Annotated in this window: 25 protein-coding genes; 19 read left to right on the forward strand and 6 right to left on the reverse strand. The window is 71.9% G+C overall.

Annotated features, from left to right (window positions below):
* The first annotated feature begins 133 nt into the window (after positions 1 to 133).
* Positions 134 to 1,255, forward strand: coding sequence for an alpha/beta hydrolase (locus BLW14_RS17705; protein WP_093708222.1), 1,122 nt, complete (start codon positions 134 to 136; stop codon positions 1,253 to 1,255).
* A 19-nt stretch (positions 1,256 to 1,274) separates the two neighbouring features.
* Here BLW14_RS17705 and BLW14_RS17710 read toward each other — a convergent pair whose 3' ends face one another.
* The gene (locus BLW14_RS17710) at positions 1,275 to 2,462 is read right to left on the reverse strand and encodes an ABC transporter ATP-binding protein (protein ID WP_093708223.1); all 1,188 of its coding nucleotides are present in this window, start codon (positions 2,460 to 2,462) and stop codon (positions 1,275 to 1,277) included.
* 131 nt (positions 2,463 to 2,593) lie between these two features.
* On the opposite strand from BLW14_RS17710, the gene BLW14_RS17715 reads away from it, so the two are divergent.
* From BLW14_RS17715 to BLW14_RS17730, 4 genes are all read left to right on the forward strand, one after another.
* Positions 2,594 to 3,295: an ABC transporter permease gene (locus tag BLW14_RS17715; RefSeq protein WP_093708224.1), complete on the forward strand. Its 702-nt coding sequence runs from the start codon at positions 2,594 to 2,596 to the stop codon at positions 3,293 to 3,295.
* Position 3,296: 1 nt separating this feature from the next.
* Positions 3,297 to 3,971: an ABC transporter permease gene (locus BLW14_RS17720; protein ID WP_093708225.1), complete on the forward strand. Its 675-nt coding sequence runs from the start codon at positions 3,297 to 3,299 to the stop codon at positions 3,969 to 3,971.
* A gap of 98 nt (positions 3,972 to 4,069) precedes the next feature.
* A complete protein-coding gene (locus BLW14_RS17725; RefSeq protein ID WP_093708226.1) occupies positions 4,070 to 5,047 on the forward strand; it encodes an ABC transporter substrate-binding protein in 978 nt (325 codons plus the stop codon).
* Positions 5,048 to 5,277: 230 nt separating this feature from the next.
* Positions 5,278 to 6,201, forward strand: a complete 924-nt coding sequence (locus BLW14_RS17730; protein WP_093708227.1) for a coiled-coil domain-containing protein — start codon at positions 5,278 to 5,280, stop codon at positions 6,199 to 6,201.
* A gap of 87 nt (positions 6,202 to 6,288) precedes the next feature.
* Here the strand turns inward: BLW14_RS17730 and BLW14_RS17735 are convergent, their stop codons facing one another.
* Positions 6,289 to 7,431: an NADH-quinone oxidoreductase subunit D gene (locus tag BLW14_RS17735; protein WP_018520470.1), complete on the reverse strand. Its 1,143-nt coding sequence runs from the start codon at positions 7,429 to 7,431 to the stop codon at positions 6,289 to 6,291.
* A gap of 56 nt (positions 7,432 to 7,487) precedes the next feature.
* Positions 7,488 to 8,468: an SAM-dependent methyltransferase gene (locus BLW14_RS17740; RefSeq protein WP_177154015.1), complete on the reverse strand. Its 981-nt coding sequence runs from the start codon at positions 8,466 to 8,468 to the stop codon at positions 7,488 to 7,490.
* 95 nt (positions 8,469 to 8,563) lie between these two features.
* Between BLW14_RS17740 and BLW14_RS17745 the strand changes: the two genes are divergently transcribed.
* Both BLW14_RS17745 and BLW14_RS17750 read left to right on the forward strand, forming a co-directional pair.
* Positions 8,564 to 9,781 carry a sensor histidine kinase gene (locus tag BLW14_RS17745; protein WP_093710771.1) on the forward strand — a complete coding sequence of 406 codons (1,218 nt, stop codon included), beginning with the start codon at positions 8,564 to 8,566 and terminating at the stop codon, positions 9,779 to 9,781.
* A 25-nt stretch (positions 9,782 to 9,806) separates the two neighbouring features.
* Positions 9,807 to 10,481 carry a response regulator gene (locus BLW14_RS17750; RefSeq protein WP_093708229.1) on the forward strand — a complete coding sequence of 225 codons (675 nt, stop codon included), beginning with the start codon at positions 9,807 to 9,809 and terminating at the stop codon, positions 10,479 to 10,481.
* Positions 10,482 to 10,493: 12 nt separating this feature from the next.
* Here BLW14_RS17750 and BLW14_RS17755 read toward each other — a convergent pair whose 3' ends face one another.
* Positions 10,494 to 11,612, reverse strand: a complete 1,119-nt coding sequence (locus BLW14_RS17755; RefSeq protein ID WP_093708230.1) for a DUF5937 family protein — start codon at positions 11,610 to 11,612, stop codon at positions 10,494 to 10,496.
* Positions 11,613 to 11,767: 155 nt separating this feature from the next.
* On the reverse strand, positions 11,768 to 12,964 hold the full coding sequence (locus tag BLW14_RS17760) for a threonine aldolase family protein (RefSeq protein ID WP_093708231.1): 1,197 nt from the start codon (positions 12,962 to 12,964) through the stop codon (positions 11,768 to 11,770).
* A gap of 166 nt (positions 12,965 to 13,130) precedes the next feature.
* Between BLW14_RS17760 and BLW14_RS17765 the strand changes: the two genes are divergently transcribed.
* From BLW14_RS17765 to BLW14_RS17810, 10 genes are all read left to right on the forward strand, one after another.
* Positions 13,131 to 14,111, forward strand: coding sequence for a Rossmann-like and DUF2520 domain-containing protein (locus BLW14_RS17765; RefSeq protein ID WP_093708232.1), 981 nt, complete (start codon positions 13,131 to 13,133; stop codon positions 14,109 to 14,111).
* The gene (panC, locus tag BLW14_RS17770; protein ID WP_093708233.1) at positions 14,111 to 15,124 is read left to right on the forward strand and encodes a pantoate--beta-alanine ligase; all 1,014 of its coding nucleotides are present in this window, start codon (positions 14,111 to 14,113) and stop codon (positions 15,122 to 15,124) included. The genes BLW14_RS17765 and panC overlap by 1 nt, the downstream gene beginning before the upstream one ends.
* Positions 15,121 to 16,854, forward strand: a complete 1,734-nt coding sequence (locus BLW14_RS17775; RefSeq protein ID WP_093708234.1) for an L-aspartate oxidase — start codon at positions 15,121 to 15,123, stop codon at positions 16,852 to 16,854. Before panC ends, BLW14_RS17775 begins: the two co-directional genes overlap by 4 nt.
* Before the next feature lie 2 nt (positions 16,855 to 16,856).
* Entirely contained in the window at positions 16,857 to 17,888 is a 1,032-nt protein-coding gene (gene nadC / locus BLW14_RS17780) for a carboxylating nicotinate-nucleotide diphosphorylase (protein WP_093708235.1), read from the forward strand.
* Positions 17,888 to 18,685, forward strand: a complete 798-nt coding sequence (locus BLW14_RS17785) for a type III pantothenate kinase (RefSeq protein WP_093708236.1) — start codon at positions 17,888 to 17,890, stop codon at positions 18,683 to 18,685. The genes nadC and BLW14_RS17785 overlap by 1 nt, the downstream gene beginning before the upstream one ends.
* Before the next feature lie 138 nt (positions 18,686 to 18,823).
* On the forward strand, positions 18,824 to 19,396 hold the full coding sequence (locus BLW14_RS17790) for a hypothetical protein (protein ID WP_093708237.1): 573 nt from the start codon (positions 18,824 to 18,826) through the stop codon (positions 19,394 to 19,396).
* A gap of 43 nt (positions 19,397 to 19,439) precedes the next feature.
* Positions 19,440 to 19,619 (forward strand): hypothetical protein, encoded by a 180-nt coding sequence (locus tag BLW14_RS17795; RefSeq protein ID WP_093708238.1) that lies wholly within the window; start codon positions 19,440 to 19,442, stop codon positions 19,617 to 19,619.
* A 124-nt stretch (positions 19,620 to 19,743) separates the two neighbouring features.
* Positions 19,744 to 20,175 carry a BlaI/MecI/CopY family transcriptional regulator gene (locus BLW14_RS17800; protein ID WP_093708239.1) on the forward strand — a complete coding sequence of 144 codons (432 nt, stop codon included), beginning with the start codon at positions 19,744 to 19,746 and terminating at the stop codon, positions 20,173 to 20,175.
* 9 nt (positions 20,176 to 20,184) lie between these two features.
* Positions 20,185 to 20,742 (forward strand): amino-acid N-acetyltransferase, encoded by a 558-nt coding sequence (locus BLW14_RS17805; protein ID WP_093708240.1) that lies wholly within the window; start codon positions 20,185 to 20,187, stop codon positions 20,740 to 20,742.
* A 144-nt stretch (positions 20,743 to 20,886) separates the two neighbouring features.
* Entirely contained in the window at positions 20,887 to 21,222 is a 336-nt protein-coding gene (locus tag BLW14_RS17810; protein WP_093708241.1) for a histone-like nucleoid-structuring protein Lsr2, read from the forward strand.
* On the opposite strand, the gene BLW14_RS17815 is transcribed toward BLW14_RS17810, so the two are convergent.
* Positions 21,201 to 21,812 (reverse strand): SCO3374 family protein, encoded by a 612-nt coding sequence (locus tag BLW14_RS17815; protein WP_093708242.1) that lies wholly within the window; start codon positions 21,810 to 21,812, stop codon positions 21,201 to 21,203. The genes BLW14_RS17810 and BLW14_RS17815 overlap by 22 nt on opposite strands.
* A 441-nt stretch (positions 21,813 to 22,253) precedes the next feature.
* Here BLW14_RS17815 and BLW14_RS17825 point away from each other — a divergent pair, with 441 nt between their 5' ends.
* Together BLW14_RS17825 and BLW14_RS17830 are read left to right on the forward strand one after the other, a co-directional pair.
* Positions 22,254 to 24,782, forward strand: coding sequence for an ATP-dependent Clp protease ATP-binding subunit (locus BLW14_RS17825; protein WP_093708243.1), 2,529 nt, complete (start codon positions 22,254 to 22,256; stop codon positions 24,780 to 24,782).
* A gap of 299 nt (positions 24,783 to 25,081) precedes the next feature.
* Positions 25,082 to 26,275 carry a PQQ-binding-like beta-propeller repeat protein gene (locus BLW14_RS17830; protein ID WP_093710772.1) on the forward strand — a complete coding sequence of 398 codons (1,194 nt, stop codon included), beginning with the start codon at positions 25,082 to 25,084 and terminating at the stop codon, positions 26,273 to 26,275.
* The last annotated feature ends 25 nt before the right edge of the window (positions 26,276 to 26,300 follow it).

Raw genomic sequence — 26,300 nt, forward strand, 5'->3', positions numbered from 1 at the left:
CCCGTGGTTCCGCGTGAGATTCCTGGAGTCCGGCGGCCGGGGCCCTGCGGACGATGTGCGACCTCTAGGACGAGCCTTCCGGGCCGCGGGTTCACCGCTGCCCGGAAATTTCCTGACAGAAAGTTCACCGGTCATGGGCCTTACGGGCAAGCCACTGCTGATCCTCGCGATCGCGCTGGCCGTCGTGCTGTTCACCGTCACCGTCTGGTGCTGGCCGAGGCTCGCCCGGCGCGGCGTGCCGGCGGTCCTCGGCCGGGTGGGCATGCTGCTCGCGACCCAGGTGGCGGTGTTCGCCACGGTCGCCCTGCTCGCCAACAACAGCTTCCTGTTCTACGGCTCCTGGGCGGACCTGTTCGGCCGCAAGCAGGACATGGGCGTGGTGACCGACCACGCTGCCGGGACGCTGGCCGCGAAGAACATCGTGCGGGTGGGGACGCAGCGCCCGGACGTGCCGGGCGGTGCGCTGCCGAGGGTGGGCGGCCGGATCGACAAGGTCGTGATCGCGGGCAAGCGCTCGGGCATCGAGAGTTCGGCGTACGTGTACTTGCCGCCGGAGTACTTCCAGCCGGCGTTCGCCCACCGCAAGTTCCCGGCGGCGGTGGTGCTCACCGGCTACCCGGGCACCGCGGAGAACCTCATCAAGGGGCTGGCCTATCCGCGTACGGCGCTCGACCGGGTGAAGGCGGGACGGGCGCAGCCCATGGTCCTGGTGATGCTGCGTCCGACCGTGGCGCCGCCCCGGGACACGGAGTGCGTGGACATAAAGGGCGGCCCGCAGACGGAGACGTTCTTCGCCGATGACCTGCCCAGGGCGGTCTCGGCCGGCTACCGGGTCGGCAAGCACGCCCGCAACTGGGGCATCATCGGCAACTCGACCGGCGGGTACTGCGCGCTGAAGATCGGGCTGCACCACCCGGAGAGGTTCACCGCGAGCGTGGGGCTCTCCGCGTACTACAAGGCGGCCGAGGACCCGACGACGGGCGACCTCTTCCACGGCGACCAGTCGGCCCGGCACCGCGCGGACCTGCTGTGGAGCCTGGACAACCGGCCGCAGCCGGACTCCTCGTTCCTGGTCACGAGCTCCCGCCACGGCGAGTCGAACTACGCCGACACGCGGAAGTTCGTCGCCAAGGTGAAGCAGCCGGCACAGGTCTCCTCGATCGTGCTGGACAGCGGCGGCCACAACTTCAACACGTGGCGCCGGGAGATTCCGGCGGCGCTGGAATGGCTGAGCAGCCGGCTGAGCGAGAACTGAGCGGACCCCCTCGGCCCGTTCAGCCCGCCGCCGTCTCCGCCACGCCGGTGACGCTCTCGACCTTCACCTCCGCGCGCGGTACCGCGCGGCCGTCCGCGCCGACCGAGCGGCGCAGCGCCTCGTGGAGGCGGGCCGGGGTGAGCACGCCCAGGAAGCGGCCCTCGCCCGCCTCGTCGATGACGGCGATCCAGCCGGCGTCGTGCTGGAGCATGGTGGCGAATGCCTGTTTGAGCGGGGCGCCGAGGGGAAGCCACGCCTCCATCCGGCGGGCGTGGTCGCGGACGGTGCCCTTGGAGCCCGTACGCGTGTCGTCGGCGGCGATCCAGCCGTGCAGGTGCTCGTCGCCGTCCAGGACGACGGCCCAGCGGGCGCCCTCGGCGCGGAGGCGCTCGGTCGCGGCGGCCAGCGGGTCGTCGAGGTGGACGACCGGAGGGTGGTCGAGGTCGCTCTCCTCGACGGGGGTGACGGAGAGTCGCTTCAGGCCCCGGTCGGCGCCGACGAAGTCCGCGACGTAGCCGGTGGCGGGGGCGCCGAGCACGGTCGCCGGGGTGTCGAACTGCTCGATCGCGCCCTGCCCGTAGACGGCGATGCGGTCGCCGAGGCGGACCGCTTCCTCGATGTCGTGGGTGACGAACAGCACGGTTTTGCGGACCTGCTCCTGGAGCTTCAGGAATTCGTTCTGGAGGTGCTCGCGCACCACGGGGTCCACCGCGCCGAAAGGTTCGTCCATCAGCAGGACCGGCGGGTCGGCCGCCAGTGCCCTTGCCACGCCGACGCGTTGGCGCTGGCCGCCGGAGAGCTGCTCGGGATAGCGGTCGCCATAAACGGAAGGATCGAGTCCGACCAGATCGAGGAGTTCGGCCGCCCGGGCGCGGCCCTTTCCGCGTTTCCACCCGAGGAGATGGGGAACGGTGGCGGTGTTCTCCAGGACCGTCCGGTGCGGGAAGAGGCCCACTTGCTGGATCACATAGCCGATGCGGCGGCGCAGCCGGACGGGGTCGATGGCGGATATGTCGTCCCCGTCGAGGAATATCCGGCCCTCGGTCGGTTCGATCAGCCGGTTCACCATCTTCATGGTGGTCGTCTTGCCGCAGCCCGACGGTCCGACGAGCGTGACCAGTTCACCCTCGGCGACCTCGAAGGAAAGGTCGTCGACGGCGGTGGTGCCGTCCGCATACCGCTTGGTGACGTGCTCGAAACGGATCATGGTTCCCCATTGTCGCGGGTGTTCTGTGAAGGACATGTTGCTGGAATACAACGTCTCCGGCGATTGTCAGTGGTCGAGGATAGGCTCGCCGGACATCAGTACGAGAAGGCGAACGGGAGGTGGGGGGACGGATGGCCGGACAGAACTGCCTGGTGACGAACGACTGGATCTGCGGGGAGTATCTCCGTTCCCGCAGCCAGGAGTTGACGGACGCGACCGTCCAGCACATCTGGATCACCGCCGTCTCGGTCGCGATCGGAGTGGCTGTCGCCTTCCCGCTGGCACTCCTCGCACGCCGCGGCCGGCATTTCGCCGGACCGGTCCTCGGGCTGACGACGGTGCTCTACACCGTGCCCTCGCTCGCGATGTTCTCGCTGCTGCTGCCCCTGTTCGGGCTCTCCGCGGCGCTGGTGGTCACCGGTCTCGTGCTGTATTCACTGACCATCCTCGTACGCAACATCCTGGCGGGCCTGGAAGCGGTCCCCGAGGAGGCCAAGGAGGCCGCGCACGGCATGGGGTACGGGCCGGCCCGCCTGCTGTGGGAGGTCGAACTGCCGCTCGCGCTGCCCGCGCTGATGGCGGGGATACGGATCGCCACGGTGTCCACGATCGCGCTCACCACGGTCGGGTCGATCGTAGGACGGGGCGGTCTCGGCAATCTCATCGAGGACGCGCTGCCCAGCTTCTTCAAGGCCCAGGTGCTGGCCGCCTCGGTGCTCTGCGTGCTGCTCGCGGTCGTCGCGGACCTGCTGCTGCTCGGACTGCAACGGCTGCTGACGCCCTGGACGCGGATACGCGCCGCGCACGGCCCGGCCGAGGCGGAGGCGGTCTGACATGGGGGTTCTCGGGGACGCCTGGACCTGGCTCACCACCGGTGCCAACTGGTCCGGGGAGAGCGGGGTCGGCCACCGGCTCGGCGAGCACCTGTACGTGAGCGGTGTGGCGCTCGCCCTGTCCTGCGGCATCGCCCTGCCCGTCGCGCTGTACCTGGGCCACATCAGGAAGGGCGGCGCGCTCGCGGTCAACCTGGCCAACGTCGGCCGGGCGGTCCCCGTCTTCGCGGTGCTGGCCCTCTTCATGGTCTCGCCCCTGCGCAACGCGGGCTACATACCCACGATCACCGCCCTGGTGCTGTTCGCCGTGCCGCCGCTGCTCACCAACGCCTACGTCGGGATGACCGAGGTGGACCGTTCGGTGACGGAGGCCGCGCGCGGGATGGGCATGTCGGGCGGCCAGCTCTTCCTGCGCGTCGAGCTCCCGCTGGCGTACCCGCTGATCATGACCGGGCTGCGGTCGGCCGCGGTCCAGGTCGTGGCCACGGCGACGATCGCGGCCATGGTCGGCCAGGGCGGCCTCGGCCGCATCATCACGGCGGGTTTCAACACGTACGACACCGCGCAGGTGGTGGCGGGGGCGCTGCTCGTGGCCGTGCTCGCGCTGCTGGTGGAGACGGTCCTGGTGGCCCTCGACCGCCTGCTGTCCCCGCTGCGCCGCCGCCGGCCCGCGTAGGACGCCTCCCGAGAAGTATTGGCTCGCCCCACCCGTAAATCCTGTCGCATACGCACCACTTGTCGCATACGGCCTCGCCGCCGTGGACGGAGAAGAACATGACCAGCACCTCACGCATGGCCGGCGCCGTCATCGGCATCCTCGCGCTGGCGGGCTCGCTCGCCGCGTGCGGCGGAGACAGCCTGGAGAAGGACAAGGGCGCCCCGGCCGGGGGCGGGGACTCGGGCAAGAAGGGTTCGCTCGTCGTCGGCGCCGCCGCCTTCACCGAGTCCAAGGTGCTCGCCGAGCTGTACGCGCAGATCCTCGGGGACGCCGGATACAGCACCTCGGTCACCACCGTGAAGAACCGCGAACTCTACGAACCCTCGCTGGAGAAGGGCGAGATCGACGTCGTACCGGAATACGCGGCGACCATCGCGGAATTCCTCAACGCCAAGGTGAACGGCGCGAAGGCCGCCGAGTCGAAGCCGGTCGCCTCGGGCGACACCGCCGCCACCGTGGCCGCCCTGAAGAAGCTCGCCGAGCCGCGCGGACTGAAGGTGCTTCCGGCGGGGAAGGCCGTCGACCAGAACGCCTTCGCGGTGACCAAGGAATTCGCCGACAAGCACAAGCTGAAGACCCTTTCGGATCTCGGCGCGGCGAAGATCGGCGTCAAGGTCGCGGCGGGCGACGAGTGCGAGGTGCGGCCCTTCTGCGCGCCCGGGCTGAAGAAGACGTACGGCATCGACGTCACCGGAATCGACCCCAAGGGCGTCGGCACCCCGCAGTCCAAGCAGGCGGTGAAGGACGGCAAGGACCAGCTCGTTCTCACCACGACCACCGACGCCGTGCTGGACACCTACGACCTGGTGTTCCTCGACGACGACAAGAAGCTCCAGAACGCGGACAACGTGCTGCCGGTTCTCAACGCGAAGGACGCCGGTGCCCAGGACATAGCCGACGCACTCGGCAAGCTCACCGGCGCGCTCACCACCGACGACCTCGCCCAACTCAACCGCAAGGTCGACGCGGAGCGCGCCAAGCCGGCCGATGTGGCCCGCGAATATCTGCAGTCGAAGGGGCTGATCAAGAAGTAGAAAGGCCCCCGGGGAAGCGCCCGGGGAAGGAGTCGCGGGAGCCGCCGGGTAACTTGCCGGGCACAGATTGCCGGGCGGCTCCCCAAGTACGCCGCGCACACGGTAAATTTCGGGCCATGCCACGTGGACGCCATCGCCATTCGCCACCACTGCACAGAATCCTTCCGCCTTCGGCAGTCGCCGGGGCAGCGGTCGTCTGTGCCGCGGGAGCCTGGCTGCTGACCGAGCCCATGGTCCTGCGCACCCTGGTCGCCGCGGCAGCGGCCGCCGCCGTCACCGGCGCGGTCCTGATGCGCAGCTGGGACCGCGAGGCGGGCCGCCGCGTCGCCGAGCTGACGCGCGCCCGCGCCAGTGACGAGTGGCGTGCCGAGGAACGCGTGGCGGAGCTCGAAGCGGACCTGGAGGAGGCGCGCGAGATCCGCGCCCGCCTGGAGACGAAGCTGCGCCGCAAGCGGGTCGAGCTGGCCGGACTGCGCGGCGAACACGCGGCGCTGCTGCGGCGGTACGCCAACGCGGAGACCGAGCGCGCCAGCGTCCTGGAGAGCCGGCGTCAGCTCGCGATCGAGGCGTCCGAGCCCGCCCGCGAACTGCCTGCCGCCCGCTCCACCCCCACGCCCGACGCGTACGCCCGCGCCGCCCGCGCGCTGGCCGACCTCCCGCGCAACGCGGCGCTCCAGAAGGCCCGCCGCATCGCCGACGACGCCCGGCAGCGGGACCTCGCGGAGCGCGCCCGGGAGACGGACGAGCGCCGGGGGAAGCACGCGGCGGCCGAGCCGTCCGGGCCCGGCACCGGCGATGACCGCCGTCCGTCCGCCGCCCTGCCCGCGACCAGGCCCGCCGCCCAGGCGCCCGCCACGCGCCCGGTCCCGGCCGCCAGCGCGGTCGTCCCGTACGCGGCGGCCCGACGGCACCTGGTGCCGCAGGGCAGCTTCGACTTCTTCGGTACGCAGAAGGCCGCGCCCGCCGCGATCGAGCGGGCCGCGATCGAATCCGTGCAGAACGAGGACCTGGCCGACGTGGTGGGCGAGGAGGCGCTGGCCGAGCACCGCTCGGACGCCTCGCAGGAGCGTGCCGTCGGCAAGGTCATCGACCTCACCGCGCACGACGAGACGGAGCAGCTCGACGTGGCGGAGCTGCGCAGCGCCATTTCGTAGCGCCCACGGCAGCGGCGTACGGCACGAGGCAGCGCGAAGGCCGCCACCCGGACTCCGGGCGGCGGCCTTCGCGTCGTTCCGGCCCGCCTACTTGTCGATGTCGCCGACGACGAAGAACAAGGAGCCCAGGATCGCCACCATGTCCGCGACCAGCGTCCCCGGCAGCAGTTCGGTGAGCGCCTGGATGTTGTTGAACGACGCCGAGCGCAGCTTCAGCCGGTACGGGGTCTTCTCGCCCTTGGACACCAGGTAGTAGCCGTTGACGCCGAGCGGGTTCTCGGTCCACGCGTAGGTGTGGCCCTCGGGGGCCTTGAGGACCTTGGGCAGCCGCTGGTTGACGGGCCCCGGCGCGAGGCCGGCCATCCGGTCCAGGCAGGCGTCCGCGAGGTCCAGGGCGTTGTGCGTCTGCTCCAGCAGGCACTCGAACCGGGCCAGGCAGTCGCCCTCGGTCCGGGTGACGACCTTCAGGGTGTCCCGCAGCTCCCCGTACGCGAGATACGGCTCGTCGCGCCGCAGGTCGAAGTCGACGCCCGAGGCGCGCGCGATCGGCCCCGACACCCCGTACGCGTGCACCGCTTCGGCCGACAGCACGCCGACGCCCCGGGTGCGGGCCCGGAAGATCTCGTTGCCGAGCACGAGTCCGTCGTACACGTCCATCCGGGAGCGGACCGAGGCGACGGCGTCCCGGGCGCGGCCGAGCCAGCCGGCCGGCAGGTCCTCCTTGAGGCCGCCCACCCGGTTGAACATGTAGTGCATGCGGCCGCCGGAGACCTCCTCCATCACGGCCTGGAGTTCCTCGCGCTCGCGGAACGCGTGGAACACCGGGGTGATCCCGCCCAGTTCGAGCGGGTACGAGCCGAGGAACATCAGGTGGTTGAGGACACGGTTCAGCTCGGCGAGCAGGGTGCGGGTCCAGACGGCGCGCTCGGGGACCTCCATGCCGAGCATGCGCTCGACGGCCATCACGACGCCCAGCTCGTTGGAGAACGCGGAGAGCCAGTCGTGGCGGTTGGCGAGCATGATGATCTGGCGGTAGTCGCGGGCCTCGAACAGCTTCTCCGCGCCGCGGTGCATGTAGCCGACGACCGGTTCGGCGTGCTGGACGCGTTCGCCGTCCAGGACGATGCGGAGTCGGAGCACGCCGTGGGTGGAGGGGTGCTGGGGGCCGATGTTGAGCACCATGTCGGTGCTCTCGGCCGCGCCGCCGATGCCGATGGTCGTCTCCGTCATGGGGCCAGTATTCCTTGCGCGCCGTTGCCGCGGGGCTCTGCCCCGGACCCCGCTCCTCAATCGCCGGAGGGGCTGACCACGTGGCTCAGCCAGCCGAAGTCGCCCAGGCCGCCCCTGGCCGTCAGTTCCGCCGCCTCGCCCGCCGAGGACAGGGCGCGGACGTACGCGGCCGGGTCCGTCGACGCCAGGGTCAACGGCGGGCGTTCGCCCGTGACGCCCAGGTCCGCCAGGGCCTCGCGCTGGGTGCGGACGGTCGCGTCCGGGGTGGCCGCCGCACACGCGTCCAGCGCCACGTGGGCCGTCAGGTCGCAGGTGCCGTCCGGCACGGGCCGGACCTCGCGGCCCGCGCGGAAGCCGGTGAGCGTGCCGAAGGGCGGGCGTTCCCCGCGTACGTGCGTGTAGTCCACCGCCACCGCGAGCCCCGCGGACAGGGACGCCACCGCGGCCGCCCACGCCTCGTCGCGCGGGCGGCCGATCTCCGCCCGGCTGCCAGGACCCGCCGACGGCCACCAGCGCCGCAGCCACTCCGCGTCCGCCCCGGTCACCGGGGCGCCCAGCCGCTCCGCGCCGTCACGGGTGCGCACCTCGACGTACCGTTCGACGCCCTCGTCGTCGGTCTCCGCGACGGGCAGCGGCACGTTGTCCAGCCACTCGTTGGCGAACAGCAGCCCGCGCGCCCCGGGCGGCGGCTCCGCGCACCACTCCACCCGGGGGTCCAGGCCGTCGGGGCGGGCGGCGAGCTCGACGGCGTACGCGCGCACGGTGAGGTGCGCCCCGCCCTCGGCGGGCAGGGCGGCGAGCACGCCGGTGACCAGCTCCCCGCGCCCGGCGCCCATGTCGACCAGGTCCACGTCCGCGGTGCCGAGTCCGGCCGCCGTACGGACCAGCAGCCGGGCGACGGCGGCGGCGAAGAGCGGGGAGGCGTGCACGGAGGTACGGAAGTGGCCCGCGGGGCCCTCGGGGCTCCGGTAGAAGCCCTCGTCACCGTAGAGCGCGGCCTCGGCCGCCTCCTGCCACCCGCGCCACTCATCCATCACGTTTCCCAGTCTCCACCTTGGGGAGTACGGTCCCAGGACCCGGATCGGCCCTTCGGTTGACCCGGCACCCCTCGGCCTTCTTTACGCTGGGTTACGTGCAGCGCCTCTACGATTTCATCCGCAGACACCCGACGGGCGTCGACAGCTTCTGGGCTGTCTTCCTCCTAGGGCTCTCCGGCATGACCATCGTGGTCGGCGACGTCGGGCACGGCGGCCGTCTCGAACGCATCGCGATCGTGCCGATCGTCATCGGTCTCTGCCTCGTCGTCGCCCTGCGACGGCGCGCGCCGGAGAAGATGCTGCTGCTCGCCATCGCGATGGGCGTCCTGCAACTGGTCTGCGGCGTCCGGCCGACCGTCGCCAACTTCGCGATGCTCGTGATCACCTTCACGGTGGCCACCGTCGGTGAGCGCTGGGCCTCCCGGCTCGCCCTGGCGTGCAGCCTGACCGCGGCCGCGATGTCCCAGCTCCGCTGGCCGAACGAGGAGGGCGACCCGCGCAACTGGGCGCAGACGGTCTTCGTCGTCGTCGTGCTCACGGTCCCGTTCGTGCTGGCCTGGGTGCTCGGCGACTCGATGCGGACGCGGCGGGCCTACTTCGACCAGCTGGAGGAGCGGGCGGCCCGGCTGGAGCGGGAGCGGGAGGCCCAGTCGAAGGTCGCGGTGGCCGCCGAACGGGCCCGGATCGCCCGCGAGCTGCACGACGTCGTCGCGCACAACGTCTCCGTGATGGTGGTGCAGGCAGACGGCGCCGCCTACGTCATGGACGCGGCGCCCGACCAGGCCCGGCAGGCGCTTGAGACCATCTCCGGCACCGGTAGGCAGGCCCTCGCGGAGATGCGGCGGCTGCTCGGCGTGCTCAGGACGGGGGACGCGCAGGAGACCGGGGAGTACGTCCCGCAGCCCGACGTCGAGCAGATCGAGGAGCTGATCGACCAGGTCAGGGCGGCCGGTCTGGCGGTGGACTTCAAGGTCGAGGGGACCGCCCGCCCGCTGCCCAGCGGCGTCGAGCTGACCGCGTACCGGATCGTGCAGGAGGCCCTGACCAACACCCGCAAGCACGGCGGCCCGCACGCCGGGGCCAGTGTGCGGCTGGTCTACTTCGACGACGGGCTCGGCCTGCTCGTCGAGGACGACGGCCGGGGCGCGGCGCACGAGCTGTACGAGGACGGGGGCGCCGACGGCGCCGGCCACGGCATGATCGGCATGCGGGAACGCGTCGGCATGGTCGGCGGCACACTGGACGCCGGGCCGCGCCCCGGCGGAGGATTCCGGATCAGCGCACTGCTGCCGCTCAAGGCCGCCGACCGCTGAACGAACGAGGAGAGAACAGGCCCCCATGGCGATCCGCGTGATGCTCGTCGACGACCAGGTGCTGCTGCGCACCGGATTCCGGATGGTGCTGGCGGCCCAGCCCGACATGGAGGTGGTCGCCGAGGCCGGTGACGGCGCGGAGGCGATCGAGATCCTGCGTGCCACCGCCGTGGACGTGGTGCTGATGGACGTCCGCATGCCCCGGCTGGACGGTGTCGAGGCCACCCGCCGCATCTGCGAGCAGCCCGATCCGCCGAAGGTGCTGATCCTGACGACGTTCGACCTCGACGAGTACGCGTTCTCCGGGCTGAAGGCCGGGGCCAGCGGCTTCATGCTCAAGGACGTGCCGCCGGGCGAACTGCTCGCCGCGATCCGCTCCGTGCACAGCGGGGACGCGGTCGTCGCCCCGTCCACCACCCGCCGGCTGCTCGACCGGTTCTCGCCGATGCTTCCCAGCGGCACGCCGGAACCCCAGCACAAGGACATCGCCAAGCTCACCGAGCGCGAGCGCGAGGTGATGCTGCTGGTCGCCCAGGGCCTGTCGAACGGCGAGATCGCGGGCCGCCTGGTGCTCTCCGAGGCGACCGTGAAGACGCATGTCGGCCGCATCCTGACCAAGCTGGCGCTGCGCGACCGGGTGCAGGTCGTCGTCCTCGCGTACGAGACGGGCCTGGTGCGCGCGGGCGGCGGCGCGGGCTGAGTAAGGCCCTGCCTAACGCAGGATGCCCTCCAGGAAGTCGCTGCCGAGCCGGGCCACCACGGTCAGGTCCAGCTGGTGCAGCACGTACCGGCCGCGCCGCCGGGTCGTGACCAGGCCCGCCTTCTTGAGCACCGCGAGATGGCGGGAGACCTCGGGCGCCGTGATCCCGTTGGTGTCGGCCAGTTCGCCGGTCGTGTACGGGGAGCGCGCGATGTTCCGGCACAGCCGCATCCGCATCGGGTGCGCCAGCGCGTCCATCCTGAGCTGGAGCAGCTCCACGGAGGCGGGCACGGGCAGTTCGGGCCGGTGCACCGGGTAGTGGATCACCGGGCGCCAGCCCGGGGCGTGCAGCACCATCAGATGCGGCCAGCCGAAGCTGGTCGGGATCAGCGTGAGCCCGGGGCCGACGGCCGGGTCCGTGGCGTCGGTCGACCCCTCGGTCAGCTTGTCCACGCTGATCCTGCCGCCGTCCGCGTCGAGCGAGAGCGCGGGGGAGACCGCCCGTATCGCCTCGCCGAGGCCCTTGCGCCGCAGCAGGTCGGTCTTGTGCCGCGCGTCCGCCACCAGCTGGATCCGCGTCCGCTCCCAGGTGTCCGCGAAGAACGCCCGGTCGCAGTCCTCGAACAGGCGGCGCAGCCAGCGGCGTACCGGGGCGGGGTCGGCCAGCAGCCGCTGGGTGAACTCCACCTGGCGCGGGCCGCGCGCCGCCGCCATGTCCAGGGCCCGGGCGCGCGCACCCGCGTTGCGCAGCGGGGAGTCGGCGCCGGTCCCGTAGAAGGCGGCGCAGGTGAACTCCAGGGCGGCGGAGACGAACCGGTCGTCGTCGAGCCGGTCCAGGATGTCCAGGTCGGCGGCGAGGTCGGCGCCCGTCGCGGCGTCGCCCCCGGTGATCCCGGCGAACGGCATGAATATGTCCGAGAAGGTGTTCCGCCACAGGAACTCCGCCTCGTGCAGCCGGTCGGCGAGGTCGGGCTCCAGGGCCGTGGTGGTGGCCGTCGCCCAGCCGTGCAGGCCCGGATGGTGCCCCGGCTCGGAGAGCGCGTGAAGGGCGACCCCCAGCTCGACGAGCGGGGAGGTCGCGAAGACGATGCGGGCGGGGTCGAGCCCCGCGATGTCGATGGTGACGCTCACCCGTCCATGGTGCCGGGTGGGTACGACAGCCCGGACGCGGATTGACGGCGGGCGTCAAACGGCGGGCGTTGACGGCGGGCGCCGAACGGCAGGCGTTGACGGCGGGCGGCGTCAATCCGCGTCCCCGACCGGATCCGTCCGGGGGACGGGCCGGCTCAGCTCTTCCCCGGCACCCGCTCCAGAAACGCGGCCACCGCGTCCCGTACGTCCTGGGCCGTCCACTCCAGCCCGGCCTCCGTCACGGTCACCTCGGTGAACGACACCCCGGGCGCACCGGTGGAGGGCGTGAACCAGCGGCGGAAGAGGGCCGTGCCCGTCTCCTCCGCCTGCCGCACCGACGCCTCCGTCAGCTCGTCGGCCCCGTACGGCAGCCACACCTGGAACTGGTGGGTCTGCGGCGGTTCCGGATGCACCCGGAACCAGCCCGCGCCGGCCTGCGTGAACCCCTCGGTCAGCGCCTCGGCCACCACCTTGGCGTGGGCCACGTACGAGGGCAGCTTCGGCAGCTCGCGGTCCAGCCCCGCCAGGGCCGCCACCGCCGCCGGGAACTGCTGGAACGGCAGGCCGCCGTACCGGTGCCGCCAGACGCGGGCCTCCTCGACCAGCGAGGCGGAACCGGCGAGCACGGCCCCGGAGATCCCGCCGAGGGACTTGTAGAACGACACGTACACGCTGTCCGCGAGTGCGGCGATCTCCGGCAGCCCGCGTCCGAAGTGCGTGGCGCACTCCCACAGCCGGGCCCCGTCGAAGTGGACCACCGCGTCCCGCTCGCGCGCGGCGGCCACCACGGCTTCCAGCTCTTCCCAGGCGGGCAGCAGGAAACCGGGGTCCCGCAGCGGCAGCTCCAGCATCAGCGTGCCGAACGGCTCCGGGAAGTCGCGGACCTCGTCAGCCGTGGGCAGCCTCGGATCGGACGTCGGGTGGACGGTGCGCAGCCCGCTCACCGCCCCCAGGGCGCCGCCCTCGTGCATCTCGGGGTGGGCGAGGGGGTGCAGGGCCACGGTGGCGTTGCCGGTGCGGCCCGCCCAGCAGCGCAGCGCGACCTGCTGGGCCATCGTCCCGGTCGGGAAGAACACGGCGGCCTCCGTGCCCAGCAGCCCGGCGACCCGCTGCTCCAGCTCGCCGACGACGCCGTTCCCGTAGATGTCCGCGGGCAGATCGAGGTCGGTGACCGTCCCGGCGTCCGCCAGGGCGGTCAGCTGCTCGCCGAGCGTGCCGTCCTGGGGGAGGCGGGACAGGACGCGCCCGGCCTGCCGCCACGCGCTGAGCTGCCGCAGCCGCCGGGCCTCGACGTCCCCGGCCGCGCCCTCGTCCGCCGCCCCGTCCTTCACCTGCGTGTTCATGTATGCCATGGGACGATCATCACGCAGAACGCCGGACCTGCCCAGGCGGTTTCCGGCGCCCGCCGAGCGCGGTATCCACAGCCTGTGGACAGCCGGGATGGCGGGGCGGACGCTGGCGTAGCATGCAGAGGAATCGTCCGGTACCCCCCGCGGACTGGAACGGAAGGCCCGCAGTGTGAACGCAACAGCTCCCAAGGACCCCCTCGACGCGAGGGACCGCCCCGCCCGGCTCACCGTCGGCGTGGTGGGGGCGGGCCGTGTCGGCCCCGCCCTGGCCGCGTCCCTCGCCCTCGCCGGACACCGCCCGGTCGCCGTCTCGGGCGTCTCCGACGCCTCGGTGCGGCGCGCCGCCGCCCTGCTCCCCGACGTGCCCCTCGTGACGCCCGCCGACGTCCTCGCGCGCGCCGAGCTCGTCCTGCTGACCGTCCCCGACGACGCCCTGCCCGGGCTCGTCGAAGGGCTGGCCGAAACCGGGGCCGTCCGCCCCGGACAGCTCCTCGTCCACACCTCCGGGCGGTACGGGACGAAGGTGCTGGACCCCGCGCGGCGGGCCGGCGCCCTGCCGCTCGCCCTGCACCCCGCGATGACGTTCACCGGTACCTCCGTGGACGTCCAGCGGCTGGCCGGCTGCTCCTTCGGCGTCACCGCGCCCGACGAGCTGCGGCTCGCCGCCGAGGCGCTGGTGATCGAGATGGGCGGCGAACCGGAGTGGGTCGCGGAGGAGTCCCGCCCGCTCTACCACGCGGCCCTCGCCCTCGGCGCGAACCACCTGATCACGCTGGTCGCCCAGTCGATGGAGCTGCTGCGCACCGCCGGGGTCACCGCCCCCGACCGGATGCTCGGCCCGCTGCTCGGCGCCGCCCTGGACAACGCCCTGCGCTCCGGCGACGCGGCGCTCACCGGCCCGGTCGCGCGCGGCGACGCCGGCACGGTCGCCGCGCACATCGGCGAGTTGCGCGCCCATGCCCCGCAGGCGGTCGCCGGTTACGTCGCGATGGCCCGCGCCACGGCGGACCGCGCCCTGGCCCACGGCCTGCTCAAGCCGGAGCTGGCGGAGGACCTGCTCGACGTCCTCGCGGACGGCGGCTCCGGCCCGTCCGGCCCCGGCGGCCCGACCCCTTCCGGCGACACCGGCAGCGGACCGGAGGAGTCCTGATGACCGCGACCGCATCCACCCCGGCCCTGCTCCACACGGCCGCCGAGCTGCACGCGTACGCCTCCGGGGGGCGGCGGGCCGTCGTCATGACCATGGGCGCCCTGCACGAGGGCCACGCCTCCCTGATCCGCGCCGCCCGCGCCCACGCGGGCCCCGCCGGGCAGGTCGTCGTCACCGTCTTCGTCAACCCGCTCCAGTTCGGTGAGGCCGCCGACCTCGACCGCTACCCGCGCACGCTCGACGCCGACCTCGCGGTGGCCGGGGCGGCGGGCGCCGACGTGGTCTTCGCCCCGTCCGTCGACGAGGTCTACCCGGGCGGCGAGCCTCAGGTCCGGATCTCGGCGGGCCCGATGGGCGAGCGGCTGGAGGGGGCCTCGCGCCCCGGGCACTTCGACGGCATGCTCACCGTCGTCGCCAAGCTCCTCCACCTCACCCGCCCCGACACCGCGTTCTACGGGCAGAAGGACGCCCAGCAGCTAGCGCTGATCCGGCGCATGGTGCGCGACCTGAACTTCCCGGTGGAGATCGTCGGCGTCGAGACGGTCCGCGAGCCGGACGGCCTCGCGCTCTCCAGCCGCAACCGCTTCCTCGACGCGCACGAGCGCCGCACCGCGCTCGCCCTGTCCCGGGCCCTGTTCGCGGCCCGCGACCGCCTCGCCGCCCAGGCCGCGCTGCACGCCCGCGCGCGGGCCACCGGCGCGACCGAGGACAGGGCCGCCGGGCTCAACCGGCTCGGCGAGGCCCGCCTCGCGGCCGACGCCCAGGCGGTGGCCCGCGCCCGCCCGGACGCCGGACCCGCCGCCGTGCGCGCCGCGGCCCGCACGGTCCTGGAGGACGCGGAGGCCGCGAGCCCGCCGCTCGACCTGGACTACGTGGCGCTCGTGGACCCGTCCGACTTCACCGAGATCCCCGACGACCGCACGGCCGGCGAGGCGATCCTCGCCGTGGCCGCCCGGGTCGGCGCCACCCGCCTCATCGACAACATCCACCTCACCTTCGGAGCGACCCCGTGACCGGAATACGGCTGACCGCCCCCGCACCCGGCTGGTCCATCGACGCCGATGTCGTGGTCGTCGGCTCCGGCGTCGCCGGGCTCACCACCGCGCTGCGCTGCGCGGCGGCGGGCCTCGCCACCGTCGTCGTCACCAAGGCCCGCCTGGAGGCCGGCTCCACCCGCTGGGCCCAGGGCGGCATCGCCGCGGCCCTCGGCGAGGGAGACACCCCCGAACAGCACCTGGACGACACCCTGGTCGCCGGCGCCGGCCTCTGCGACGAGGCCGCCGTGCGCGCCCTGGTCACGGACGGCCCCGACGCGGTGCGCCGGCTCATGGAGACCGGCGCCCGCTTCGACACCGCCGAGGACGGCTCCGTCGCCCTGACCCGCGAGGGCGGCCACCACCGCCGCCGCATCATCCACGCGGGCGGCGACGCGACCGGCGCCGAGGTCTCCCGCGCCCTGGTCGAGGCGGTCCGCGAGGCCGCCCTGCACACCGTCGAGAACGCCCTCGTGCTCGACCTCCTCACCGACGCCGAAGGCCGTACCGCCGGTGTCACCCTGCACGTCATGGGCGAGGGCCAGCACGACGGCGTGGGCGCGGTCAATGCCCCGGCCGTGGTCCTGGCCACCGGCGGCATGGGCCAGGTCTTCTCCGCCACCACCAACCCCTCGGTCTCCACCGGCGACGGCGTGGCTCTGGCGCTGCGGGCCGGCGCGGAGGTCTCCGACCTGGAGTTCGTCCAGTTCCACCCCACGGTCCTCTTCCTCGGCGCCGGCTCCGAGGGCCAGCAGCCGCTGGTCTCCGAAGCGGTACGCGGCGAGGGCGCCCACCTCGTCGACGCGTCCGGTACGCGCTTCATGCTCGGGCAGCACGAACTGGCGGAATTGGCCCCGCGCGACATCGTCGCCAAGGGCATCACGCGTCAGATGCAGCTCAAGGGCACCGACCACATGTACCTCGACGGCCGCCACTTCGGCGCCGAGATGTGGGAGCGGCGCTTCCCGACCATCCTGGCCGCCTGCCGGTCCCACGGCATCGACCCCGTCACCGAGCCGATCCCCATCGCCCCCGCCGCGCACTACGCCTCCGGCGGCGTCCGCGCCGACCTGCGGGGCCGTACGACCGTGCCCGGCCTGTACGCCTGCGGCGAGGCCGCCTGCACCGGGGTGCAGGGGGCCAACCGGCTGGCCTCCAACTCGCTGCTCGAAGGACTGGTCTTCGCCGAGCGCATCGCGGCCGACATCGTCGCCACCCGCCCCCGCGCGGGCGACGCCGTCGAGGCGGACCGGGGTCACGTCCCGCTCCTGGCCCCCGAGACCCGGACCACCATCCAGCGCGTCATGAGCCGGGGAGCCGGAGTGCTGCGCTCCGGCGAGAGCCTGGCCGCCGCCGACGAGGCGCTCGACGCACTGCACCGCGGCGCCGGCCACCCCACCGCGGCCGCCGAGGCGAAGCCCGCCGTGCCCGGGGTCGAGGCGTGGGAGGCCACGAACCTGCTGCTGGTCTCCCGGGTCCTGGTCGCCGCGGCCCGCCGCCGCGAGGAGACCCGCGGCTGCCACTGGCGCGAGGACCGCCCCGAGCGCGACGACGCGAACTGGCGCCGCCACCTCGTCGTACGGCTCGGCCCCGACGGCGGTCTCGTCCTCCGTCGGACGGATACCGAGGCGTTCGGGCCCGTGGACGCGCCCGGGGCAGCAGACTGCGCAGCGACGAGCACCACCCACCCCACTCCCGAGGAGCCGTAACCGTGAGCACGCCCGAAGAGAATCCGCGCCCCACTCCCGTGGACGTACCGCTGATCCGGGTCGGCGCGCCCGCACCCGCCGCCGGCGGCTGCGGTGACGGCTGCGGCTGCGGCGGCGACGAGGAGTACGAGGAGTGCGGGCTCGACCCCGCGCTCGCCCAGCTCCTCGTCGAATCCGGCCTGGACCCCATCCAGGTCGAGGACATCGCGCACCTGGCCATCGCGGAGGACCTGGACGGCGGGGTGGACGTCACGACCGTCGCCACCGTCGCCGAGGACGCCATGGCCACCGGTGACTTCACGGCCCGCGAGGCCGGCGTGGTGGCCGGTCTGCGCGTCGCGGAGGCGGTCCTGTCGATCGTCTGCACCTCCGAGTTCGAGGTCGAGCGGCACGTCGAGGACGGCGACCGCGTCGTCCCCGGCCAGAAGCTGCTGACCGTCACCACCCGCACCCGCGACCTCCTCACCGGCGAGCGCAGCGCCCTCAACCTGCTCTGCCGCCTCTCCGGCATCGCCACCGCCACCCGCGCCTGGGCCGACGTACTGGAGGGCACCAAGGCGGAGGTCCGCGACACCCGCAAGACGACCCCGGGCCTGCGCGCACTGGAGAAGTACGCGGTGCGCTGCGGCGGCGGCGTCAACCACCGGTTCTCGCTGTCCGACGCCGCGCTTGTCAAGGACAACCACGTCATCGCGGCGGGCGGGGTCGCCGAGGCGTTCAAGCGGGTCAGGGAGGAGTTCCCGGACGTCCCGATCGAGGTCGAGGTGGACACGCCGGCCCAGCTCGCCGAGGTGCTGGACGCGGGCGCCGACCTGATCCTGCTGGACAACTTCACCCCGGCCGAGACCGCCGACGCGGTCGCCCTGACCGCCGGGCGGGCGGTCCTGGAGTCCTCCGGCCGGCTCACGCTCGACTCGGCCCGCGCCTACGCGGAGGCCGGGGTCGACTACCTGGCCGTCGGCGCGCTGACCCACTCCTCGCCGATCCTGGACATCGGCCTGGACTTCCGCGACACCGACGGGGCCGGCGCCTGATGCTGCTCACCATCGACGTCGGGAACACCCACACCGTCCTCGGCCTGTTCGACGGCGAGGAGATCGTCGAGCACTGGCGGATCTCCACCGACGCCCGCCGCACCGCGGACGAACTCGCCGTGCTGCTCCAGGGCCTGATGGGCATGCACCCGCTGCTCGGCATGGAGCTGGGTGACGGCATCGAGGGCATCGCGATCTGCTCCACGGTCCCGGCCGTGCTGCACGAGCTGCGCGAGGTGACCCGCCGCTACTACGGCGACGTCCCGGCCGTGCTCGTGGAGCCCGGCATCAAGACCGGGGTGCCGATCCTGATGGACAACCCGAAGGAGGTCGGCGCGGACCGCATCATCAACGCGGTCGCCGCCGTCGACCTGTACGGCGGTCCGGCGATCGTCGTCGACTTCGGCACGGCCACCACCTTCGACGCGGTCTCGGCCAGGGGCGAGTACACCGGGGGCGTCATCGCGCCCGGCATCGAGATCTCCGTCGAGGCGCTGGGCGTCAAGGGCGCACAGCTGCGCAAGATCGAGCTGGCCCGGCCGCGCAGCGTCATCGGCAAGAACACCGTCGAGGCCATGCAGGCGGGCATCATCTACGGCTTCGCGGGCCAGGTCGACGGCGTCGTGGACCGGATGAAGAAGGAGCTGGCGGACGACCCGGACGACGTCACCGTCATCGCGACGGGCGGCCTTGCTCCGATGGTGCTGAACGAGTCCTCCGTCATCGACGAGCACGAGCCCTGGCTGACCCTCATCGGGCTGCGCCTGGTGTACGAGCGCAACGTGTCGCGCCTCTAGCGGAAGGGGCCCTGACCGGCGGTTCCGTGCGCGGCGGCTCTCCGGAGCCGCCGCGCCACCGACGACCAGTTAAGCGGATTTTGTCCCTTTAGCACGTATTGTCGCGTCATGCCCACGCCCTACGGATCACGTGGCGGTATGGCGTTCAGCGCGGACGAGCTGCGAGTGCTCCGACGCGCCCTCGCCTTCGCCCTGCACCCCGCGCCCCTGCCCGACGAGGATGTCCAGGACTGCCTGCGGCTGGCGGGCAGTGTGGACGACGCCGTCGCCGAGGCCGGACGGCTGCGCGCCTTCCTCCTCGCCGACCTCGTCCGCTACCGCGACTCCCTCCCCGGCTCCCTCACCGGCTACCTGGAACTCCTCCAGGACGCCCTGGCCGCCGGCTACGACCCCCGCCCCGAGGATCTGGCCGCGCTGCGCGCCCTGCGCGGCGGACCGCTCGCCGCCGCGCTCCTGGAGCGCTGCCAGATGATCGCGGAGCGCTCGGTACGCGCCCGCCTCGCCGGACGGGCCGTGCACGCGACCGCCCCCGCACCCCGCAGCCGCCTCACCGCGCTCCCCGGCGGGCGCGCCGCGGAGCCGGACAAGCCGAAGACGCCGGCGGCCCCGGGCCGTCCCGTACCCCCGCCGGAGCGGCCGGCCCCGAAGCCCTCGGAGGTCTTCCCGCCGCGCCGTCCCGTGCCCCAGCCCCCGCAGCGCCGCGCGGGGTAGGGCCTCTCCGGGGGGCCGGGAGGGGCTCGCTACTCTGGACGGCATGGACTACGTATCCGCGCTCGTGCCCCCCGTGGTGATGGCCGCCTTCTTCATCGGCCTGGTCGTGACGATCGTCAAGAGCCAGGGCGGTCCCAACAAGGCCAAGGAGGACGCGGCCGTGGACGCGGCGATCAGCCGCGCCGAGTCGGTCCACCAGACCCCGCGCGCCGAAGGGGCCTGACCCTCCCGAGGCGCGTACCCGCACACCCGGCGTACCGAAAGGGCGTACGGCTCCCGAAGAGCCGTACGCCCTTTTGCTGTGTAAATAACCACGCATTCCAGACATGTGGCACTAAGGTGACGCTGTGCCCCGTCAATTGGGAGAGCTCGAGGACGCCGTGATGACACGGGTCTGGGAATGGAACCGTCCGGTCACTGTGCGGGAAGTCCTGGAGGACCTTCAGCAGGAGCGGTCCATCGCCTACACCACCGTCATGACGGTAATGGACAATCTCCATCAGAAGGGCTGGGTCCGCCGCGAAGTGGAGGGCCGCGCATATCGATATACGGCCGTCTCCACCCGCGCCGCATACGCCGCCGCCCTGATGAACGAAGCCTGGTCGCGCAGCGACAACCCGGCGGCCGCGCTGGTCGCGTTCTTCGGGATGATGTCGGCCGAGCAGCGCGAGGCGCTGCGGGACGCGATGCGGATCGTTCTGCCCACTCTTCCCGAGGACGGCTCGGCGCCCGACCCCGGGGAAGCGGCCGATGACGCGGAGCCGGAGTCCGGGCGATAGCGTCTGCGTATGTCCTCAGAGCTTCCGCAAACCGATTTGCAGACCGAACCGTCGGTTATAAACGTGGCCATCACCGTCCGGCGCGCACGGACGAGCGATGTGCCGGCCGTCCGCCGTCTCCTCGACGGCTACGTGCGGGAAGGCATCCTCCTCGACAAAGCCACGGTGACGCTTTACGAGGACATCCAGGAGTTCTGGATCGCCGAACGGGACGAGGACGCCTCGGTCGTCGGCTGCGGCGCACTGCACGTGATGTGGGAAGACCTCGCCGAAGTCCGTACGCTCGCCGTGGACCACGGCCTCAAGGGCGCCGGAGTGGGGCATCAAGTCCTCGACAAGCTGCTGCGGACCGCCCGCTGGCTGGGCGTCCGCCGGGTTTTCTGCCTCACCTTCGAAGTCGAGTTCTTCGCGAAGCACGGCTTCGTGGAGATCGGAGAGACGCCGGTCGACGGAGATGTCTACAGCGAGCTGCTGCGTTCCTATGACGAGGGAGTCGCGGAGTTCCTGGGTCTCGAACGAGTGAAGCCGAACACCTTGGGCAACAGCCGGATGCTTCTGCACCTGTGACCGCGGGAAGTAGGGCGATCCCTATGTCCGAATCGCGTACGTTTCCCGTCTCCTTGAGCAGTCGAACCCCTACCGGGGGTTTGTGTTTTCCGGGGAAAAGCGGTTTCCTTTCCGCGTACTCCATTTTCGATGAAAGGAAATCCAGTGGCACAGAAGGTTCAGGTCCTTCTTGTTGACGACCTCGACGGTGGCGAGGCGGACGAGACGGTGACGTTCGCGCTGGATGGCAAGTCCTACGAGATCGACCTCACCACCGCCAACGCGGACAAGCTGCGTTCCCTTCTTGAGCCCTACGCGAAGAGCGGCCGGCGTACCGGTGGCCGTACGGCGTCGGGCCGCGGCAAGGGCCGTGCCGTCTCCGGCGGCAGCAAGGACACCGCCGAGATCCGCAAGTGGGCCCGCGAGAACGGCCACGACGTGAACGACCGCGGCCGCGTTCCCGCCGGGATCCGCGAGGCCTACGAGAAGGCCAACGGCTGAGCGGCGGGTTCATCGGGGGAGACACCCGCCCGGGCGCGCGCCAGCCGCGCCCGGTGGCATTCCGTCGCCACGGCGTCCACGAGCCGGACGAGGTCGGGAGCATCGCCACGACTGCTCCCGAAGCCGGAGAAGGCCGGGAGAACCGGCACTTCGTCCTGTTTCCGTGACGGCCGGGGGGGTCGCAGCCATGAGGCGGCCCCCGGCTCCGCCGGATGCCCGGGCGGCGGCGGAGCGGTGATCCGCCCGCCCGCGCCCAGCCGGCCCAGCGAGAGCGCGACCCCGCTCCACTCCAGCCAGTCGAGCAGCCCCGGCAGCTCCTCCGCGCTCCCCGGCGCCACCAGCAGCGTCATCCGTAGTCCCATGAGCGCCACCGGCCCGGTCGGGCCCACCCGCCGCAGTGCCGCGTGACCGGCGACGGCGGGGACGACGAGCGCGTCGAACCGCAGCCCGGTCAGCAGCCGCACCGGCGAGGTGCCCGCCGTGGCCCAGCCCAGCTCCCGCTCGTACCACCCGCCCCAGGGCTCGCCCCGTACCTCACCGCCCCGCTCGGCGGGAGGCGGGACACGGGGCGGCGGGACGGTGAGGGCCATGACGGAACAACCCCCGACCGGCCCTCCGGGTTACGCGGCGCTTACGGGCAAACGCATAGGGTGTCCGGGTTGGGGGCGTACGGGCGCATTCAGGAGTACGAAGATGTTCGCCCGTAGCGGAGGGAACCCGCGTACGCCGCATGGACTGTCTGTAATTGCGGGTAAGACATCCCTAGTGGGGAGGGGCGACACGCAAGCCATGCACGTCTCACGTTCGCCATCGGCGTACTGGCGACTGGGGTATTGGCCTGGCCTGCGGGAACATCGTCTCGCACCATCGGGTTGGAGGAGTTGTCGGCGTTCGGGGCGGAGGAACCGCCAGGAAGCAAGGCCGGGTGTCGGCAGTTGAAATGAGCGGTCCCCGCTTGCGGGACTAAGCTGCGGAAGGACAGGGAGGGGACCGACCCCTTACTGCCTGACCGCTCTGAGGAGCGATTAACGATGTTCGAGAGGTTCACCGACCGCGCGCGGCGGGTTGTCGTCCTGGCTCAGGAAGAAGCCCGGATGCTCAACCACAACTACATCGGCACCGAGCACATCCTCCTGGGCCTGATCCACGAGGGTGAGGGTGTCGCCGCTAAGGCCCTGGAGAGCCTCGGGATTTCGCTCGAGGCGGTCCGCCAGCAGGTGGAGGAGATCATCGGTCAGGGCCAGCAGGCCCCGTCCGGCCACATCCCCTTCACGCCCCGAGCCAAGAAGGTCCTGGAGCTGTCGCTCCGCGAGGCCCTCCAGCTCGGCCACAACTACATCGGTACGGAGCACATCCTGCTCGGCCTGATCCGCGAGGGCGAGGGCGTCGCCGCCCAGGTCCTCGTGAAGCTCGGCGCCGACCTGAACCGGGTGCGCCAGCAGGTCATCCAGCTGCTGTCCGGGTACTCGGGCGGCAAGGAGGCGGCCACGGCGGGCGGCCCCGCGGAGGGCACGCCCTCCACGTCGCTGGTGCTCGACCAGTTCGGCCGCAACCTCACGCAGGCCGCTCGCGAATCCAAGCTCGACCCGGTCATCGGGCGCGAGAAGGAGATCGAGCGGGTCATGCAGGTGCTCTCCCGCCGTACCAAGAACAACCCGGTCCTCATCGGCGAGCCCGGCGTCGGCAAGACGGCGGTCGTCGAGGGCCTGGCGCAGGCCATCGTCAAGGGCGAGGTGCCCGAGACCCTCAAGGACAAGCACCTCTACACCCTGGACCTCGGCGCGCTGGTCGCCGGCTCCCGCTACCGCGGTGACTTCGAGGAGCGCCTGAAGAAGGTCCTCAAGGAGATCCGCACCCGCGGCGACATCATCCTGTTCATCGACGAGCTCCACACCCTGGTGGGTGCGGGCGCCGCCGAGGGCGCGATCGACGCCGCGAGCATCCTCAAGCCCATGCTGGCGCGAGGCGAGCTCCAGACCATCGGTGCCACCACGCTCGACGAGTACCGCAAGCACCTGGAGAAGGACGCCGCGCTCGAGCGCCGCTTCCAGCCCATCCAGGTCGCGGAGCCGTCGCTGCCGCACACCATCGAGATCCTCAAGGGCCTGCGCGACCGCTACGAGGCCCACCACCGCGTGTCCATCACGGACGAGGCGCTGGTCCAGGCCGCGACGCTGGCCGACCGCTACATCTCGGACCGCTTCCTGCCGGACAAGGCGATCGACCTGATCGACGAGGCCGGTTCCCGGATGCGCATCCGCCGGATGACCGCGCCGCCGGACCTCCGCGAGTTCGACGAGAAGATCGCGGGCGTGCGCCGCGACAAGGAGTCGGCCATCGACTCCCAGGACTTCGAGAAGGCAGCCTCCCTCCGCGACAAGGAGAAGCAGCTGCTGGCGGCGAAGACCAAGCGCGAGAAGGAGTGGAAGGCCGGCGACATGGACGTCGTGGCCGAGGTCGACGGCGAGCTCATCGCCGAGGTCCTCGCCACCGCCACCGGCATCCCGGTCTTCAAGCTGACCGAGGAGGAGTCCTCCCGGCTGCTGCGCATGGAGGACGAGCTCCACAAGCGCGTCATCGGCCAGAAGGACGCCATCAAGGCGCTCTCGCAGGCGATCCGCCGTACGCGGGCCGGCCTGAAGGACCCGAAGCGCCCCGGTGGCTCGTTCATCTTCGCCGGCCCGTCCGGTGTCGGTAAGACCGAGCTTTCCAAGACGCTCGCCGAGTTCCTCTTCGGTGACGAGGACGCGCTGATCTCCCTCGACATGTCGGAGTTCAGCGAGAAGCACACGGTCTCGCGTCTCTTCGGTTCGCCTCCCGGCTACGTGGGCTACGAGGAGGGCGGGCAGCTCACCGAGAAGGTGCGCCGCAAGCCGTTCTCCGTCGTCCTCTTCGACGAGGTCGAGAAGGCCCACCCCGACATCTTCAACTCCCTGCTCCAGATCCTGGAGGACGGTCGCCTGACCGACTCCCAGGGCCGGGTCGTGGACTTCAAGAACACGGTCATCATCATGACGACCAACCTCGGGACCCGGGACATCTCCAAGGGCTTCAACCTGGGCTTCGCCGCCCAGGGCGACGTCAAGACGAACTACGAGCGGATGAAGGTCAAGGTCAACGAAGAGCTCAAGCAGCACTTCCGGCCCGAGTTCCTCAACCGTGTCGACGACACCGTCGTCTTCCACCAGCTCAGCCAGGAAGACATCATCGAGATCGTCGACCTGATGGTCGCGAAGGTGGACGAGCGGCTCAAGGACCGTGACATGGGCATCGAGCTCAGCACGGACGCCAAGAAGCTGCTCGCGAAGAAGGGCTACGACCCCGTGATGGGCGCCCGGCCGCTGCGCCGGACGATCCAGCGCGAGATCGAGGACGTCCTCTCCGAGAAGATCCTCTTCGGCGAGCTGCGCCCCGGCCACATCGTGGTCGTCGGCAGCGAGGGCGAGGGTGACGACCAGAAGTTCACCTTCCGCGGCGAGGAGAAGTCGGCTCTGCCCGACGTCCCGCCGATCGAGCAGGCGGCAGGCGGCGCCGGCCCGAACATGTCGAAGGAGGCGTGACAGGCGCCCGCTGCCCCTCCCGGCAGTAGCGCCCGAACGTCCGAAAGGGGCGGCCCCGGACCGGTTTCGACCGGCCGGGGCCGCCCCTTTCGCGCGTCGCGGACACGGTGACAGCGGCGTCACAGGAACGTTCCGGTCGCGTTCGCTACGCGCATTGATCGAAAAACGCTCGTTAGTCTGGCCCCGCTTCGGGCGGCCTGCCCGGATGGGCTTCTCGATTGCGAATGAAGAGCCCGGATCACGCGACGAACGAGGGGGACGGGCACGCCATGGGCAGAGGCGACGTGTCACGCAGGCGGATGATCAGGCTGGCCGGTGCCGGGGCAGGACTGTCCCTGCTGGGCGCCGGGGCCGCGGCCTGCGGACCGGAGGAGGAGCCGGCCGGGGGCGGCGGCTCGGGATCGCAGAAGCCGGGGGAGTCCGGGAAGCCGGGAGGGGCGGCCCCCGCACCCGGTGAGAAGCCGAAGCCCGCCTGGCAGCACACCACCACCTTCGACGGACTGGCGTGGATATCCGCGGTCGCCGTGGTCGACGACGTGGTGCTCGTCTCCGGCGACCCGCTGGTCGCCCGCGACCTGGCCACCGGCAAGGAGATCTGGTCCCGCGCCGAGGTGACCACCCCCGGCGCGAGCATGCTGATCGGCGACGGCACCCTCTACCTGGCCAGCGCCAAGTACGACGGCAACATCATCGGACTCGACCCGAAGACCGGCCGGGACACCTGGCGCAGCCGGCTGGGCGACAAGGAGTACTCCCAGCCCCGGGTCATCGCCGCCGACGCCGACCACGTCTACGTCGTCGCGGGAATCCTGGACAAGGAGTTCCGGACCCCCGACAACGTCATCGCCGCCATCTCCACCGGCTCCGGCAAGGTCGTCTGGCGCGAGCAGCGCGACCACGGCACCGAGCAGAACGGCATCACCGCGCAGACCTCCGGCAAGCGCCTCGTCTACACGGACTTCCGCAAGAACCTCACGGTCCGCGACACCGCGACCGGCCACCAGGTCTGGACGAAGAAGATCGGCCGCACCAGCAACCGCGGCTTCGTGGTCCACGAGGGCCTCGTCATCATCGCCATCGACGAGGAGCTGCGCGCCTTCGACCTGGAGACGGGCGCCGACCGCTGGTCCCTGGCGACCGAGAAGTACAGCCGGTTCAACGACCCGGCGGTGCTGGACGGCGTCCTCTACGCCTCCGACACGGTGCACGCCCTGTGGGCCGTCGACCCGGCGACCGGGAAGCGCCACTGGCACAACAAGGAAAGCCTGGACGTGGCCGCCCCCTGGCAGTTCGCCAAGGTGGGCGACGTCCTCTACGGGGCGACCGAGTTCGACGACAACGGCGGCGTCCACGCCTTCGCCCCGGACAGCGGCAAGCTGCTGTGGACGTACAACGACGGTTCCGGCGACATCGACCGCTGGTACCTGGCCTCGGGCGGCAAGCGACTGGTCGCCGTACACGCCAAGAAGGTGACCGCACTGCCCGTCGGGTAGGTGTCGGCACCGGGCTGAAGGTCCC

The organism is Streptomyces sp. 2131.1 (assembly GCF_900105515.1).
Lineage (GTDB): Bacteria > Actinomycetota > Actinomycetes > Streptomycetales > Streptomycetaceae > Streptomyces > Streptomyces drozdowiczii.